Genomic DNA, 16,372 nt, shown 5'->3' with positions numbered 1-16,372 from the left:
CTCAGCGCTGGCGGCGCTCGCGCACCCGCATGTTGATCACGATCGGCGAACCCTCGAAGCCGTACAGCTCACGCAGGCGACGCTGGATGAACCGGCGGTAGCCCGGGTCGAGGAACCCGGTCGTGAACAGCACGAAGGTCGGCGGACGCGTCGACGCCTGCGTTCCGAAGAGGATGCGGGGCTGCTTGCCGCCGCGCACCGGGTGCGGGTGCTCGTTGACGAGCTCCGACAGGAACGCGTTGAACTTGCCCGTCGGGATCCGCTGATCCCACGACTCGAGGGCGGTCTCCAGTGCGGGGACGAGCTTGTCGAGGTGACGGCCGGTGCGCGCCGAGATGTTCACGCGCGGGGCCCACGCCACGTGGGCGAGGTCCTGCTCGATCTCGCGCTCGAGGTAGCGGCGGCGTTCGATGTCCTCGAACGCGGGAGTGTTGAGCAGATCCCACTTGTTGTACGCGAGGACGAGCGCACGACCCGACTCCAGCACGAGGTCGATGATGCGGACGTCCTGCTCGCTGATGGGCTCGCTGACGTCGAGGACGACGACCGCGACCTCCGCCTTCTCGAGGGCGGCCGAGGTGCGCAGCGACGCGTAGAAGTCCGCGCCCTGCTGCAGGTGCACGCGGCGGCGGATGCCGGCGGTGTCGACGAAGCGCCACAGACGTCCGCCGATCTCGACGACCTCGTCCACCGGGTCGCGCGTCGTGCCTGCGAGGTCGTTGACGACGACCCGCTCCTCGCCGGCCGCCTTGTTCAGCAGCGACGACTTGCCGACGTTCGGACGACCGAGGATCGCGACCCGGCGCGGGCCGCCGATCTCGTGCTTCGCCACGGCCGACACCTCGGGGAGGACCTTCATGATCGCGTCGAGAAGGTCGGCGACGCCGCGGCCGTGGATCGCCGAGACCGGGAAGGGCTCGCCGAGACCGAGGTTCCACAGGGCGGCGGCCTCGGGCTCCTGGCGGGAGTCGTCGATCTTGTTGGCGACGAGGAACACCGGCTTGCCGCTCTTGCGGAGCATCTTCACGACGTGCTCATCCGTCGAGGTGGCGCCGACCATCGCGTCGACGACGAACAGCACGACGTCGCACAGATCGATCGCGACCTCGGCCTGGGCGGCGACCGAGCGGTCGATGCCACGGGCGTCGGGCTCCCAGCCGCCGGTGTCGACGAGCGAGAACCGGCGGTCCATCCACTCGGCCTTGTACGTCACGCGGTCGCGGGTGACACCGGGGGTGTCTTCCACGACGGCCTCGCGGCGGCCGAGGATGCGGTTCACGAGCGCGGACTTGCCGACGTTCGGGCGACCGACGATGGCCACGACGGGAAGTGCGGGAAGGTACTCGATCCCGTCCTCGCCCAGCGCGAGCCCCTCGAGCAGGGCCGCATCCTCATCGTCGAGCTCGTAGTCCTCGAGGCCGGCGCGCAGCGCGCTCGCCCTCTGCTCGGCGAGCTCCTCGTCGAGGTCGGCGAGGTTCTCGGCGAGGTGATCCTCGCTGCCCTCGTATTCTTCTTCGGCGTCGCGGGCGTCGGATGCCTCACGGTTGTCAGATGACATCGTGCGCTCCTGTCTGTGCAGGCACATTCGTGCGGATGACGCCGATGACGGCGTCCACGGTCTGGTCGAAATCCAGGTGGGTCGAGTCGACGACCTCGACGCCGGGTGCGGCGGTGAGGAAGTCGACGACGGTCGAGTCGGAGGCGTCGCGCTTGTGCAGGGCGGCGGCGACGGCCGCGGCATCCTGCGACGACAGCTCTGCGCTGCGCCGGGCCGCGCGCACCTCGGGCGCCGCCGTGAGGAGGATGCGCACGGGCGCGTCGGGGGCGACGACGGTCGTGATGTCACGGCCTTCGACCACGACCCCCGGACGGCCGGAGGACGCCACCATCGAGCGGAACAGCACGTTGACCGCCTGTCGCACGGCGGGCACGCGGGCCACCCCGCTCACCGCCTCGGAGACGCGCGGCTCGCGGATCGCGTGCGTCACGTCGGTCTCGCCGACGCGCACCCAGTGCTCGTCGGGATCGAGCGAGATGGCGTAGTCGAAGTCACCCATCACGTCGACGACGGACGTCGAGTCGGACGTGTCTGTGCCGCGCTCGAGCGCGAGCCACGCGAGGGCGCGGTAAGCGGCGCCGGTGTCGAGGAAGCCATAGCCGAGGCGGCGCGCGACCTGCTTCGACACGCTGGACTTGCCGCTGCCGGCCGGACCGTCGATCGCCACCACGACGGGCGCGCTCTGGGCACCGGGCGCAGCCGCCGTCTCGGCGGAGTGCGTCGCGGGGTCAGTCATTGGTGGTGCTCGCAATCTTCCAGCCGCGGGACTCGAGGCCCTCCACGGCGCGTCGGACGGCGCCGGGCACGACGCTGATCTCGGCAAGACCGAACTGGGCGCCCGGCGAGTGTTCGAGGCGCAGGTCTTCCACATTCACGTCGAGCTCGCCGAGCTCGCCGAACAGCCGGCCGAGCTGGCCCGGTGTGTCGTCGACCATCACCACGACCTGCTCGAACCGCCGATTCTGGCCGTGCTTGCCGGGGAGCCGCTCGACGCCCTCGTTGCCGCGACGGATCGTGTCGGCCACGGCCCGGCGCGCACCGGGGGCGTCGGGAGCGCGCAGGGCGTCGGCGACGTCGCGCAGGTCGGCGGAGAGAGCGTCGAGCACGTCGACGACCGGCGTCGCGTTGGCGCCGAGGATCTGCACCCACAATTCGGGGGCGGATGCCGCGATGCGCGTCGTGTCGCGGACGCCCTGGCCGGCGAGACCCAGAGACCCCTCCGGGGCGTCGACGAACCGGCCCGCGAGCAGGCTCGCGACCAGCTGCGGCACATGCGACACGAGCGCGACGGCCCGATCGTGGTCTTCGGGGCTCATCTCGATCGGCATAGCGCCGAGGTCGAGCGCGAGCCCTTCGACGAGGGCGAGGTCGCTCGACGGCGTCTCACCGTCGCGGCACACGACCCACGGCCGGCCGATGAAGATGTCGGCACGCGCCGCGATCGCACCGCCGCGCTCCCGGCCCGCGAGCGGGTGGGAGCCGATGTAGTGGGTCAGGTCGACGCCGCGGTCGCGCAGGATGTGCAGCGGTTCGAGCTTGACGCTCGCGACATCCGTCACCACTGCTCGCGGGAAGCGAGTGAGCTCTCGCTCGATGACGTCGGCCGTGACGTCCGGCGGCACGGCCACGACGACCAGGGTCGGGTCGTCGTCCTCGGCGGCACGACGGCCGGCGCCGTAGTCGACGGCCAGACGCAGCTGCGCCGGTGATGTGTCGTCGAGTGCGACGTCGATCCCGAGCGCGCTGAGCGCGTGGCCGATGCTCGCGCCCAGCAGGCCGGCGCCGACGATCCGCACCGTGCCCTGCACGCGCGGGGCACGCGCGCGCGCAGACGGGGGCGTGGACTCGGTCACTGGTTCTCCTGGTCGCTCCGCGGGTCGGAGCTGTCGCGGGGCTCGGGGGCGTCTCCCGCCGCGCGACGCGCGAGAGTCAGCAGAGCGCCCCGCTCCACCTTAGTCAACTCGCGTGCGCGCCCGGCTGGCAGTGTTCCCAGGTGGAGCGGCCCGAACTGGCGACGGACCAGTTCGACGACCGGATGCCCGACCTCGGCCATCATCCGGCGGACGATGCGATTGCGGCCGGAGTGCAGAGTGAGCTCGACGAGCGAGCCGCCGCCTTCGGCCGACGACGACAGCAGCCGCGCTTTGTCGGCGGCGATCGGCCCGTCCTCGAGCTCGACGCCGTGCGTGAGTCGCTGGATCGTCTGCGGCGTGACGCGTCCTTCGACCTTCGCGATGTAGACCTTGGTGACACCGAATGAGGGATGCGCGAGCACGTGCGCCAATTCGCCGTCGTTCGTCAGCACGAGCAGGCCGCTGGTCTCGGCATCCAGTCGCCCGACGTTGTACAGCCGCTCCGCCCAGTCCTTGGTGAAGCGACGGAGGTCGGGGCGACCTCGGTCGTCCTTCATCGAGCTCACGACGCCCGTCGGCTTGTTGAGCATGACGTAGCGCTTCGACTGGTCGAGCTGGATCGCGGTGCCGTCGACGTCGACGAGGTCGTTCTCGGGGTCGATGCGGCGGCCGAGCTCCGTCACCACGGTGCCGTTGACCCGCACCCGGCCCTCCACGATCAGCTGCTCCGCCACCCGGCGAGAGGCGACGCCGGCGTTCGCCAGCACCTTCTGCAGGCGCACGCCTTCCGGCGATGCGAAGGGATCGTGCTCGGTCATCGCCGCGCCTCCTCGTCGAATCCGTCCGCCCCGTCGTCGAGAAGGGGCGAGATGTGCGGCAGCTCGTCGAGCGAGTTGATTCCGAGGTTCACCAGGAGCGCGTCGGTCGTGCCGTAGTTGATGGCGCCGGTCTCGGCGTCCGTGAACAGTTCGGTGATGAGGCCGCGCGACAGCAGCGTGCGCACCACCGAGTCGACGTTCACCGCGCGGATCGACGCGACCTGGCTGCGCGTGACGGGCTGCTTGTAGGCGATGACCGCAAGCGTCTCCAGCGCCGCTTGGGAGAGGCGGGACGGCGCCTGGGCATTGACGAACTCGCTCACCAGGTCGTCGTGCTCCTCACGCACGTACAGACGCCAGCCGCCGCCGACCTCGCGCAGTTCGAAGCCGCGCACCGGTCCCCCGGTCTCGCCGTCGTAGTCGGCGACGAGGCCCTCGATCGCCTGCCGGACGGCGGGCACGGGCGAGCCGACGGCGGCGGCGAGGCTCACCAGGCTCTGCGGCTCCTCGACGACGAGGAGGATCGCCTCCAGCCGCCGGGCGACGTCCGCCACCGGCAGCTGCGAAGGTTCATCGGTCATAGTCGGCTCCCAGAGTGGCGAGGTTCTCGTCGGACCAGCGCTGCGCACTCCAGCGCAGCGTCAGCTCACCGAGCGGTTCGAGTTGTTCGAAGGACAGGGCGGCGTGCCGGTACAGCTCCAGCACCGACAGGAAGCGCGCGACGACCACGCCCGGCTGCGAGACCCCCGCGACCAGCTCACGGAAGCTCAGCGATCCGGCGTCGCGCAACAGCGTCACGACGACCGCGGCCTGCTCGCGGATGCTGACGAGGGGCGCATGCAGATGGTCGAGCCCGACGTGCGGGATCTCCCTGGGCGTCATGGCGAGCAGGGCGAGCGCGGCGAAATCGTCGACGCTGAGCGTCCAGACGAGCTCCGGCGCCGCCTTGCGATACTTCTCGTCGAGCCGCACGCTGCGCGCGTGGCGTCGGTCTTCCCGCTGGAGGCAGCGCTCGAACCACACCGACACCTCCTTGAACGCGCGGTACTGCAGGAGGCGCGCGAACAGCAGGTCGCGCGCCTCGAGCAGCGCGACCGACTCGGCGTCGACGAGCTCCCCCTGCGGCAGCAGTCCTGCGACCTTCATGTCGAGCAGGGTCGCCGCGACGACGAGGAACTCGGATGCCTCCTCCAGCTCCTCCTCGGGGCCGAGCTCGCGCAGGTACGCGATGAACTCGTTCGTGACGAGCGACAGCGACACCTCGGTGATGTCGAGCTCGTGCTTCGAGATGAGCGTCAGGAGCAGGTCGAACGGCCCGTCGAACCCGCCCACCGAGACCCGGAAGCCGTCAGCCGGCTGCTGCGGATCGGAGACCTCGTCAGGCGACGGCGCCACGGGCGACCAGCTCCCGCGCCAGCCGCAGGTAGGCCTGGGCGGCGGCGTGCTCGGGCGCGAACTCGGTGATCGGCATGCCCGACACCGAGGCATCGGGGAACTTCACGGTGCGACCGATCACGGTCTCGAGCACGTCGTCGCCGAACGCGTCGACGACCCGCTCCAGCACCTCGCGGGAGTGCAGTGTGCGGGCGTCGTACATCGTGGCGAGGACGCCGTCGAGGGCGATCGTCGGGTTGAGGCGGTCGCGCACCTTGTCGATGGTCTCGATGAGCATCGCGACGCCGCGGAGTGCGAAGAACTCGCACTCGAGCGGGATGATGACGCCGTGGCTCGCCGTGAGGGCGTTCACCGTGAGCAGGCCGAGCGACGGCTGGCAGTCGATGAGGATCACGTCGTAGTCGGCGGCGACCTTGCGCAGGGCGCGCGCGAGCGTCTGCTCGCGGGCGACCTCGTTGACGAGATGCACTTCGGCGGCCGAGAGGTCGATGTTGGCCGGGATGACGTCGAGGTTCTCGACGCGCGATGCCACGACGACCTCGTACGGGTCGCGCTTGCTGTCGAGCAGCAGGTCGTAGATCGTCGGGATGTCGTGGGTCTGGATGCCCAGGCCCGCCGACAGCGCGCCCTGCGGGTCGAAGTCGACCGCGAGCACCTTGCGACCGTAGCCCGCGAGCGATGCGGCCAGGTTGATGGTGGTCGTCGTCTTGCCGACGCCGCCCTTCTGGTTGCACAGCGCGATGATGCGCGCCGGGCCGTGCCCGTCGAGCTTCGGCGGGGTCGGGAAGCCGCGGTATGGACGCCCGGTGGGACCGATCGGGGTCTCGTTCTCTGAGGCCGTCGTCGCGCCCCGCTTGCTGCCCGCCACAGACTCTCCTGACTTTCCCATGCCGTGCACCGATTCTAGTCACGGCGCGGCCCCGCACCTGGGAGCGGTCAGCGGGCGCGCGGATGCGAGGTCGCGTAGACGTCGCGCAGAGCGTCCACCGAGACGTACGTGTAGATCTGCGTCGTCGACACCGAGGCGTGCCCCAGCAGCTCCTGCACGACCCTCACGTCGGCCCCGCCCTGCAGCAGATGGGTGGCGAACGAATGCCGCAGGGTGTGCGGCGACACGTGCGCGGTCAGCTGCGCGCGTTCGGCGGCGGAGTGGATGACGAGCCATGCGCTCTGCCGTGACAGCGGCGCCCCGCGCGCTCCGAGGAACAGCTTCGGGGTCGCGCGGCCACGGCGCGCGAGATCGGGGCGGGCGCGCGTCAGATAGGCGTCGACCGCCGCCCGCGCGTACGACCCGACGGGCACGATCCGCTCCTTGTTCCCCTTGCCGCGCACGCGCACGACGTCGCCGTGCGAAAGGTCGTCCACGTCGAGCTGCACGATCTCCGACACCCGCGCGCCGGTGGCGTAGAGCAGCTCGAGCAGCGCGCGATCGCGCAGCCCGAGCACGTCGCCGGGCGCCGCGCCGATCGTCGGAGCGCCGTCAGTGGAAGGCGCCGGGCCTGCGGCATCCAGCAACGACTCCACCTGGTCGATCGTGAGCGCCTTCGGCAGCCGCCGCGCCTGCTTGGGCGGCCTCAGCCCTGCCGACGGGTCGGCGTCTTCGATGCCCTCGCGCGCGAGGAACCGGTGAAGGCCCCGCACGGACGACTGCAGACGGGCGAGGGAGGATGCCGCGACCGGCGGCTGCGCGGAGGCGCGCTCAGCGGCGAACCCGGCCACGATCTCGGGCGTCACGGCGGCCGAGTCGTCGACGTCGCGCTCCGCCAGCCACTGCACGTACCCGGAGAGGTCGCGCCGGTACGCCGAGACGGTGTTGTCGGACAGTCCGCGCTCGATCGAGATGTGCCGCAGGTACGCGTCCACCGCGCGATCGAGCCGCATGTCTTCAGCTTATGGGGCTCCGCCCCACGCCCCTGGCTTACCGGCGCGCGCCACCTGCAGCCTCCGCGCGGCGCAGGCGCTCGGCGGCGGCGAGGACGCCCACCGCGAGGATGCCGTTGCGCAGCCTGCCCGCGAGCACGCCGTCCACCACGTCGTCGAGCGGAACCCACTCCACGCGGATGTCGGCCTCCTCCTCGGCACGCGCATGGGCGGAGCCGACCTCGGAGAGACCACGCGCGAGGAACAGGTGCACGACCTCGTCGTTGCCTCCGGGCGTCGTGAAGATGCTGACCAGCGACTCCCATGAGGATGCCGTGAGGTCGGCCTCCTCGGTCAGCTCGCGCTGCGCCGTCTCGAGCGGCGATTCCCCCGCGATGTCGAGCAGGCCGGCCGGGATCTCCCAGTCGCGGTGACGGATCGGGTGACGGTACTGCTGGATCAGCAGCACGCGGCCCTCCTCGTCGATCGCGACGATCGCCGAGGCGCCCGGGTGGTCGACGTACTGCCGCACGATCTCGCCGTCGCCGTACGCGACGGTGTCGCTGCGGACATCCCACACGCGCCCCCGGTAGACGAGGTCGCTGTCGGTGACCTCGAACTCGACGGGCTCGTCGGCGAGCGGCGCAGCCGTCGTCGCGTCAGTCATTCTCGACGTCGAACAGCTCGCTGGCGCGGTGGCGCTCGAGGGCCGCTCCGACCAGCCCGCGGAAGAGCGGGTTGGCGTCGGTCGGACGCGAGCGCAGCTCGGGGTGAGCCTGCGTGGCGATGTAGTACGGGTGCTCGTCGCGCGGCAGCTCCACGTACTCGACGAGGTCGAGGTCGGGGTTGAGGCCGGAGAAGACGAGCCCCGCCTCGGCGATGCGCTCGCGGTAGCGGTTGTTCACCTCGTAGCGGTGACGGTGACGCTCCGACGCGACGGTCGAGCCGTACACCTCGGCCGCGATCGAGCCTTCGGCGAGGTGCGCCGGGTACAGGCCCAGGCGCATCGTGCCGCCGAGGTCGCCGCTCTCGAGGATGTCGACCTGCTCCTCCATCGTCGCGATGACGGGATGCTCGGTGTCGGGGTCGAACTCGCTCGACGAGGCGTCCTCGATGCCGGCGACGTGGCGCGCGTACTCGATGACGATGCACTGCAGACCCAGGCAGATGCCGAGCGTCGGGATGCCCTGCTCTCGCGCGAACTTCAGCGCGCCGATCTTGCCCTCGATGCCCCGGATGCCGAATCCACCGGGGATCACGATGCCGTCGAGCGGAGCGAGCGCCTTCTCAGCGCCCTCGGGCGTCTCGCACTCGTCGGACGGGATCCAGCGGATGTTGACGTGCGTCTCCTGAGCGAAGCCGCCGGCCTTGAGCGCCTCGGTGACCGACAGGTAGGCGTCGGGAAGGTCGATGTACTTGCCGACGAGGCCGATCGTGACTTCGTGCTTCGGGTTGTGCACCGCGTTGAGCACGCGCTGCCAGCGCGACCAGTCGACATCGTTCGCCATCTCGAGGCCGAGTGCCCGCACGATGTAGTCGTCGAGCCCCTGCTCGTTGAGCATCGTCGGGATGTCGTAGATGCTCGGCACGTCGACCGCGTTCACGACAGCGCCCTCGTCGACGTCGCACATGAGCGCGATCTTGCGCTTGTTCGCCTCGGTGACGGGCCGATCGCTGCGCAGCACCAGGGCGTCGGGCTGGATGCCGATGCTGCGGAGCGTCGCCACCGAGTGCTGCGTGGGCTTGGTCTTCTGCTCGCCCGATGCGCCCATGAAGGGCACGAGCGACACGTGCACGAAGAACACGTTCTGGCGGCCGAGCTCGTGGCGGATCTGCCGCGCCGACTCGATGAAGGGCTGCGACTCGATGTCGCCGACCGTGCCGCCGATCTCGGTGATGATGACGTCGGGACGCGGCTCTTCCGTCGACTGCAGGCGCATGCGGCGCTTGATCTCGTCGGTGATGTGCGGGATGACCTGCACGGTGTCGCCGAGATACTCGCCGCGGCGCTCCTTGGCGATCACCTGCGAGTAGATCTGACCCGTGGTGACGTTGGCGGCCTGGTTCAGCTCGATGTCGAGGAAGCGCTCGTAGTGGCCGATGTCGAGATCGGTCTCGGCGCCGTCGTCCGTGACGAAGACCTCGCCGTGCTGGAACGGGTTCATCGTTCCCGGGTCGACGTTCAGGTAGGGGTCGAGCTTCTGCATGACGACCCGCAGACCGCGGGCGGTGAGCAGGTTGCCGAGGCTGGCGGCGGTGAGGCCCTTCCCCAACGAGGAAACGACACCGCCGGTCACGAAGATGTGCCGAGTGGTGTCGTTCGAAGTGTCGCCGCGGGAAGAATCAGAAGTCTGCATCACGGGCTTTTATCCTATCTCACGTCGGTGGCGGCAAGCTGCGGAAACGCACATGGGTTCGTCGCGTCGAGCGGTCAGGCCACCTCGGCACGCAGGCCGAGCAGCTCGCGGGCATGGGTGAGCGCGGCGTCGGAGTCGGGCATGCCCGACAGCAGCCGGGCCATCTCCGCCTCGCGGTCGGAACCGTCGAGGCGGCGAACATCGGACGCCGTGACGGATCCGTCGCCCGCCTTCACCACGGTGAGGTGGTTCGTCGCGAAGGCGGCGACCTGGGCGAGGTGGGTCACGGCGATGACCTGCGACGAGTGCGCGAGACGGGCGAGGCGGCGACCCACCTCGATCGCGGCGGCCCCGCCGATGCCGGCATCCACTTCGTCGAACACGAAGGTCGGCACGGGATCGACCGCCGCGATCACCACCTCGATCGCGAGCATGACGCGGCTGAGCTCGCCGCCGGACGCCCCACGCGAGACCGGGCGCGGATCGGCCCCCACGTGCGGAGCGAGCAGGATCGCGACGTCGTCGCGGCCCGCGGCCGACTCGGTGCCGGGCGTGACCGACACCGTCAGCCGGGCGTCGGGCATGGCGAGGGCGTGCAGCTCGGCGGTGACCGCCGCCCCCAGCCGTTCGGCCGCGGCGGTGCGGGCTGCAGTTAGGGCGGCGGCGGCTTCATCGAGAGCGGATGCCGCGGCCCCCCGCTCCTCGGTCAGCCGCTCGATGCGGTCGGAGTCGTCGTCGAGCTCGGCCAGTCGCGCCGAGCCGGTCTCGAGCAGGGCGATCGCATCGTCGAGCGTGCCGTGCGCGCGGATGAGCCCCGTGAGCACCGCACGGCGCTCCTCGACCGCCGCCAGCTCGTGGGGACCGGTCTCGTCGAGGTCGGCGAGGTAGCCCGCGAGAGACGCCGCCAGGTCGGAAGCGCGGTAGCCGAGATCGGCGACCTGACCCGCGAGGTCTTCGAGGATCGGGTCGTGCGCGCGCTCGAGTGCTCGTCGCGCCTCGGCGAGCAGAGACGCGGCATCGGGCTGCTCTCCCTCGCCGGACAGGGCGTCGTGCGCGGTCGCGGCGGCGATGCGGAGCTCTTCGGCGTTGGCGAGCCGCTCGGCCCGGGCCGCCAGCTCGGCGTCTTCGCCGGGCTGCGGCGCCGCCTGCTCGACGTCGGCCAGCTGCGCGCGCAGCTCGTCGGCCTCGCGGGCGCGGGCGTCGCGCTCGGTGGTGAGTCCCGCCAGCTCGCGGTCGATCCCTCGCCAGCGCTCGTAGGATTCGCGGTAGGTCGCCAGGGCCCCCTGCACGACGTCGCCACCGAAGCGGTCGAGCGCGTCGCGCTGCGCCGCCGCGGTGCGCAGACGCAGCTGATCGGACTGGCCGTGCACCACGACGAGCTCATCGGCGAGGTCTGCCAGCACCCCGGCGGGCGCCGTGCGGCCGCCGACGGAGGCGCGACCACGGCCCTCACTCGAGATGGAGCGACCGACGTAGAGTTCGGCGCGGCCGTCGCCGAGCGGCTCGACGTCGCCCCCCGCCTCGCGGACGCGCTCGGCGACCGGGCCGCTCTCGGGCACGATCCAGACGCCGTCGACCGTCGCCTGGGCCGCGCCGGCGCGCACGGCGCCGGTGTCGGCGCGCTGGCCCAGCAGCAGCCCGAGTCCGGTGACCACCATCGTCTTGCCGGCGCCGGTCTCACCCGTGATCGCGGTGAAGCCCGGACCGATCGGCAGTGTGGCCTCGGCGATGACCCCGAGATCACGCAGTCGCATCTCTTCGATCACGTCGACAGCCCCGTGATCGCCGCAGGACCACGCCAGCCCTCGACCGGAAGACGGAACTTGCGCACGAGGCGGTCGGTGAACGAGGCCGGGTGAAGGCGCGCGAGGCGCACCGGCTGCTCGGAGCGGCGCACGACGACACGCGCACCGGGCGGAAGGTCGTGGGAGCGGCGGCCGTCGCACCACAGGATGCCGACGCCGTTGGTGCGCTCGAGCACCTCGATCGCGACGGCGTGCTCGGGACCCACCACGAGCGGCGTGGCGAACAGCGCGTGCGCCGACAGCGGCACCACCGCGATCGCCTCGACGGTCGGCCAGATGACCGGGCCGCCGGCGGAGAAGTTGTAGGCCGTGGACCCGGTCGGCGTCGACACGACGACGCCGTCGCAGCCGAACGACGACAGCGGCCGGCCGTCGATCTCGATGACGACCTCGAGCATCCGCTCGCGGCTGGCCTTCTCGACAGTGGCCTCGTTGAGCGCCCACGTCTCGTAGATCACCGAATCGGCGGCATCCTTCACCCGCACGTGCAGGGCGAGGCGCTCTTCGACCTCGTAGTCGCGCTCGATCGCGCGGCGCACCGCGTCGTCCATGTCGTCGCGCTCGATCTCAGCGAGGAACCCGACGTGGCCCATGTTGATGCCGAGCACCGGAGCCGTGCCGTCGCGCACGAGCTCTGCCGCGCGCAGGATGGTGCCGTCGCCGCCGAGGACGATCGCGAGTTCGATGTCGCGCACGGGCACGTCGTCGCCGAGCACGCGCACGTCGGCGAACGAGTCGTTGACGGCGGCGAGCTCGGCGCGGTCCTCTGCGGCGAGCACGGGCTGGGCGCCCGCCGCGCGCAGAGCGGCGACCACGCGCTCTGCCGCGAGCACGGTGTCGTGACGGTGGGCGTGGGCGACGACGAGGATGCTGCGCTCGGCGCGCACGTCGGTGGTGGTCATCGGCTCCCCGCCAGTCGGTTCACGGTGCTCAACCATTCTGTCGGATTGGTGCCGCGCCCCGGCGCGAGGTGCGCGATGTACTCGGAATTGCCGTGCGTCCCCACGATCGGGGAGGAGATGATGCCGCACGTGCCGAGACCCGCATCCCACGCCGACCACAGCACGCGGGCGACGGCGTCGGCCCGCAGCGTCGGGTTGGTGACCAGACCGCCCTTCACCGCCGTGCGGCCGACCTCGAACTGCGGCTTGATGAGCAGCACGAGGTCGGCGTCGTCCGCAGCGACCGCGCGCGCCGCCGGCAGCACGTGGGCGAGCGAGATGAAGGACAGATCGCCCGTGATGACCGACGGCCGGGCGGCGGTGCCGCTCGCCTCGGCCAGCGACTCCGCCGTCATGTGGCGCACGTTGAAGCCCTCGATCGAGATCACCCCGGGGTCGGCGGCGATGGACGCCGCCAGCTGACCATGACCGACGTCGACGGCGATCACCGGCTCGGCGCCGCGCTCGCGCAGCACCTGTGTGAAGCCGCCGGTGGACGCGCCCATGTCGAGGGCGAGGCGGCCCGAGACGTCGACGCCGAACGCGTCGAGTCCGGCGACCAGCTTGTGTGCGGCACGGCTGACATAGTGATCGGATGCCGCGACCTCGAGCACCGCGGACTCGGCGACGGGCGTCGACGACTTCACCACCGGACGGCCGTCGACCGACACGAGGCCCTCGGCGATGAGCGTCGCCGCATGAGTGCGGGAGCGCGCGAGTCCTCGAGCGGCCAGCGCGGCGTCGAGGCGCGACGTCATGGCGTCGGCGCGCCGCCGGGTGCCGCCTCCAGCCGCCGGGCGAGCGTGTCGTGGAGAGCGTCATAGGCCTCGGCGCGGGTCGCGAGCGGCTGGGCCTCGATCACCTCGAGGGTCGAGAGCAGATCGCCGGGGTCGAGCTCACGGTCGTCGGGCTGGGCCATGCCCTAAAGGATACGTCGAACACTCGCCCGCGCCGCGTGGTCAGGGCCGGTGGAACGGATCCGCGTACAGGCGCTCCGGAACCCGGAAGCCGAAGATCGCGCGGCCCGTGCTCCAGATCGCCGCAGCCCCCGCGCGGAGCAGGTCGATGGGCCGGTCGCCCTCGGCGACGATCCGCACGTCGGCGCCCTCGATCGCGACCGCGGCGTTGCGCACGGTCGCGACGCCATCCTCGACGCTCACCGCCGGGTAGGGCTCGTGCAGCTCGCGCAGATCGCCCAGGATGAAGGTCGGCTGCGAACCTGCCGGGGCTGCCAGCACGTGCTTCGGCCGGTCGATGCCGGTGAGGACGAGAGCCGAAGCGATGCCGGCACGGTTGGCGCCGAGGATGTCGGTGTCGAGTCGATCGCCGAGGAACAGCGGATGCCGCGCCCCGAACCGCGCGACGGCTTCCTCGAAGATCGGCACCTCCGGCTTCCCCGCCACGGTCGCGAGGCGGCCGATCGCGGTGTGCACGGCTGACACGAGAGTGCCGTTGCCCGGGGCGATGCCGCGCGCCTGCGGGATGGTCCAGTCGGTGTTGGTGGCGATCCAGGGGATGCCGCCCTCCTCCTCCGGAACCTTGAGCGCGAACGCCGCCTCGGCGAGCTGGGTCCAGCCCACCTCGGGTGCGAAGCCCTGGACGACGGCGGCCGGCGCGTCGTCGGCGCTGCGCGTGACGATGAAGCCGGCCTTCACGACCTCGGAGACGAGCCCCTCACCGCCCACCACGAGCACCGTCGAGCCCTCGGCGATGCGGCCCGCGAGCAGGCGCATCGCTGCCTGCGGACTCGTCACGACGTCGGATGCCGCGGTCGGAAGACCCAGCTGCGACAGGTGCGCGGCGACCGAGGCATCCGTCCGCGCAGCGTTGTTCGTGATGTACGCGAGCGACCGGCCCCCACGGGCCCGGTTCAGGCTGTCGACCGCGTGCGGCAGCGCACCGGGACCCGCGTACACGACGCCGTCGAGGTCGGCGAGCACGACGTCTACGCCCTCGAGCGGCGTGGGCGGTGCCGCCGGCGCGGACCGGCGGCCGAACAGCGCCATCAGCGGTCGGAGCCTTCCCGCTCGTCCGTCCCGTCGGTGTCGTCTTCGGGGTCGTCGTCGTCGATGCCCACGTCGGCGAGGATCTCGGCGACCTCGTCCGCGACGGAGGGCTGCTCCGCCGTCGCATCGTCGGCGTCCAGGTCGGCGTCGGCGTCGGCGTCGGCGTCGGCGTCGGCGTCGAGCGAGTCGTCCAGGTCGTCCAGGTCGTCGGGCTCGTCGACGTTCTCGGACTCGAAGTCCTCGTCACCGGCCTCTTCGGTGATCTCATCGACGTAGACCGTCTCGAGATCGCCGATGCCGGATGCCGCGTCGATCACGTCGGCGGCGACCTCGGCGCGCTCGCGCCATCGACCAGCCTCCTCGTCGCGGCCGAGTTCTTCGAGAACGGCAGCACGCGCGGCGAACAGCGCGGGACTCCACTCGAAGGCGCGGTCGGGGTCGAGCTCGGGGATGTCCAGCTCGAGGAGCGCACGCTCCGCGTCGCCCAGATCGAGTCGCGCGCCCGACATGGCGATCGCGAGTTCGACGCGAACCTCGGTGGGGAGGGTGGAGCGGTCGACGCTGCGACCGAGCTCGAGTGCCCGGTCGGGGCGCCCGACGCCGCGCTCGCTGTCGACCATCAGTGCGATCTGATCGTCCTTGCCGGAGATGCGACGGTAGGTGCGCAGCTCACGCAGCGCGAGGGCGTAGTCGCCTGTCGCGTACGCAGTGATGGCGAGCGTCTCGCGGACGATGGCGATACGGCCGGCGCGACGGGATGCCGACAGCGCGTGCTGATGCGCGAGCGCAGGGTCTTCGTCGATCAGCTGCGCGGCCATCGCCAGATGGCGCGCGACCTGCTCGGCGTTCTCCTTGCTGAGCGTCTTGAGCTCGTTGCGCGCGCCCCCGTTCAGATCCTGGGGCGTGACGTCCTCGGGAATGAAGGGGTCATCGTGGCGCGCGCGGACCGGACGGTTCTCTTCCGGGCGCAGCGCGGTGTCGGAGCGGTTCGCTCCCCCGCGCTCCGGACGGTCAGAACGACCGCCGTACGGCTTCCGCTCACCGTCGCGCTTCTCGTACGGCTTCCGATCACCGTCACGCTTCGCGTACGGGCGGTCACCATCGCGCTTCTCGTACGGCTTCCGATCGCCATCGCGCTTCGCGTACGGGCGGTCACCATCACGCTTCTCATACGACTTCTGATCACCGTCACGCCTCGCGTACGGGCGGTCACCATCACGCTTCTCGTACGGCTTCCGGTCACCGTCACGCCTTGCGTACGGGCGGTCACCGTCACGCTTCTCGTACGGCTTCCGGTCACCGTCACGCCTCGCGTACGGGCGGTCACCGTCACGCTTCTCGTACGGCTTCCGGTCACCGTCACGCTTGGCGTAGGGACGGTCACCATCACGCTTCTCATACGGCTTCCGGTCACCGTCACGCTTCACGTAGGGACGGTCACCGTCGCGCTTCTCATATGGCTTCCGGTCACCATCGCGCTTGGGGTACGGCTTCCGGTCACCCTCGCGCTTCTCATACGGTCTGCGATCGCCGTCACGTCCCGCGGAACCGGAGCTGCCGGTCCGTGGAGTGCGTGCGCCGGCCTCACGGGCTCGAGGGGGACGGTCGCCGGAGCGTCCGCGCGGCTCGCGATCTGCTGCGCCTTCGCGCGGCTCCTGCTCGGCCATCTCTCTCGATCCTTCCCGTGGCTCGCTTCAGCCTAGTTAACGCGAAATGGCCACCCTGCGTTGGGTGGCCATTTCGGTAATGGAAGTCCGGCGGTGTCCTACTCTCCCACAG

Annotated in this window: 17 protein-coding genes; 1 reads left to right on the top strand and 16 read right to left on the bottom strand. The window is 71.0% G+C overall.

Annotated features, from left to right (window positions below; all coding sequences use genetic code 11):
• Position 1 precedes the first annotated feature (1 nt).
• The 16 genes from der to H9622_RS09465 all read right to left on the bottom strand — a co-directional run bounded on the left by der (position 2) and on the right by H9622_RS09465 (position 15,411).
• Positions 2-1,558, bottom strand: coding sequence for a ribosome biogenesis GTPase Der (der, locus tag H9622_RS09540; protein ID WP_191766174.1), 1,557 nt, complete (start codon positions 1,556-1,558; stop codon positions 2-4).
• Positions 1,548-2,294 (bottom strand): (d)CMP kinase, encoded by a 747-nt coding sequence (cmk, locus tag H9622_RS09535; RefSeq protein WP_191766173.1) that lies wholly within the window; start codon positions 2,292-2,294, stop codon positions 1,548-1,550. Before cmk ends, der begins: the two co-directional genes overlap by 11 nt.
• Positions 2,287-3,411, bottom strand: a complete 1,125-nt coding sequence (locus tag H9622_RS09530) for a prephenate dehydrogenase (protein WP_191766172.1) — start codon at positions 3,409-3,411, stop codon at positions 2,287-2,289. Before H9622_RS09530 ends, cmk begins: the two co-directional genes overlap by 8 nt.
• On the bottom strand, positions 3,408-4,229 hold the full coding sequence (locus H9622_RS09525) for a pseudouridine synthase (RefSeq protein ID WP_191766171.1): 822 nt from the start codon (positions 4,227-4,229) through the stop codon (positions 3,408-3,410). Before H9622_RS09525 ends, H9622_RS09530 begins: the two co-directional genes overlap by 4 nt.
• Complete coding sequence (gene scpB, locus H9622_RS09520) at positions 4,226-4,810, bottom strand: SMC-Scp complex subunit ScpB (protein WP_191766170.1); 585 nt, start codon at positions 4,808-4,810, stop codon at positions 4,226-4,228. The genes H9622_RS09525 and scpB overlap by 4 nt, the downstream gene beginning before the upstream one ends.
• The gene (locus H9622_RS09515; RefSeq protein WP_318247076.1) at positions 4,800-5,624 is read right to left on the bottom strand and encodes a segregation and condensation protein A; all 825 of its coding nucleotides are present in this window, start codon (positions 5,622-5,624) and stop codon (positions 4,800-4,802) included. The genes scpB and H9622_RS09515 overlap by 11 nt, the downstream gene beginning before the upstream one ends.
• A complete protein-coding gene (locus tag H9622_RS09510) occupies positions 5,608-6,513 on the bottom strand; it encodes a ParA family protein (RefSeq protein WP_225221942.1) in 906 nt (301 codons plus the stop codon). The genes H9622_RS09515 and H9622_RS09510 overlap by 17 nt, the downstream gene beginning before the upstream one ends.
• Before the next feature lie 47 nt (positions 6,514-6,560).
• Positions 6,561-7,505, bottom strand: coding sequence for a site-specific tyrosine recombinase XerD (gene xerD, locus H9622_RS09505; RefSeq protein ID WP_191766168.1), 945 nt, complete (start codon positions 7,503-7,505; stop codon positions 6,561-6,563).
• A 37-nt stretch (positions 7,506-7,542) separates the two neighbouring features.
• Entirely contained in the window at positions 7,543-8,151 is a 609-nt protein-coding gene (locus tag H9622_RS09500; RefSeq protein ID WP_191766167.1) for an NUDIX domain-containing protein, read from the bottom strand.
• A complete protein-coding gene (locus tag H9622_RS09495; protein WP_191766584.1) occupies positions 8,144-9,841 on the bottom strand; it encodes a CTP synthase in 1,698 nt (565 codons plus the stop codon). The genes H9622_RS09500 and H9622_RS09495 overlap by 8 nt, the downstream gene beginning before the upstream one ends.
• 74 nt (positions 9,842-9,915) lie before the next feature.
• Positions 9,916-11,607 carry a DNA repair protein RecN gene (gene recN, locus H9622_RS09490; RefSeq protein ID WP_191766166.1) on the bottom strand — a complete coding sequence of 564 codons (1,692 nt, stop codon included), beginning with the start codon at positions 11,605-11,607 and terminating at the stop codon, positions 9,916-9,918.
• Positions 11,604-12,548 (bottom strand): NAD kinase, encoded by a 945-nt coding sequence (locus H9622_RS09485; protein WP_191766165.1) that lies wholly within the window; start codon positions 12,546-12,548, stop codon positions 11,604-11,606. Before H9622_RS09485 ends, recN begins: the two co-directional genes overlap by 4 nt.
• Complete coding sequence (locus H9622_RS09480) at positions 12,545-13,345, bottom strand: TlyA family RNA methyltransferase (protein WP_191766164.1); 801 nt, start codon at positions 13,343-13,345, stop codon at positions 12,545-12,547. Before H9622_RS09480 ends, H9622_RS09485 begins: the two co-directional genes overlap by 4 nt.
• Positions 13,342-13,506, bottom strand: coding sequence for a hypothetical protein (locus tag H9622_RS09475; RefSeq protein WP_191766163.1), 165 nt, complete (start codon positions 13,504-13,506; stop codon positions 13,342-13,344). Before H9622_RS09475 ends, H9622_RS09480 begins: the two co-directional genes overlap by 4 nt.
• Before the next feature lie 40 nt (positions 13,507-13,546).
• Positions 13,547-14,593, bottom strand: coding sequence for an HAD-IIA family hydrolase (locus H9622_RS09470; RefSeq protein WP_191766162.1), 1,047 nt, complete (start codon positions 14,591-14,593; stop codon positions 13,547-13,549).
• A complete protein-coding gene (locus H9622_RS09465) occupies positions 14,593-15,411 on the bottom strand; it encodes a hypothetical protein (RefSeq protein WP_191766161.1) in 819 nt (272 codons plus the stop codon). Before H9622_RS09465 ends, H9622_RS09470 begins: the two co-directional genes overlap by 1 nt.
• A 6-nt stretch (positions 15,412-15,417) precedes the next feature.
• Between H9622_RS09465 and H9622_RS09460 the strand changes: the two genes are divergently transcribed.
• Positions 15,418-16,296, top strand: coding sequence for a hypothetical protein (locus H9622_RS09460; protein WP_191766160.1), 879 nt, complete (start codon positions 15,418-15,420; stop codon positions 16,294-16,296).
• Positions 16,297-16,372: the final 76 nt, after the last annotated feature.

The sequence above is a fragment of the Microbacterium gallinarum genome, assembly GCF_014837165.1.
Taxonomy (GTDB): domain Bacteria; phylum Actinomycetota; class Actinomycetes; order Actinomycetales; family Microbacteriaceae; genus Microbacterium; species Microbacterium gallinarum.
This window is presented reverse-complemented; position numbering and strand designations above follow the sequence as displayed.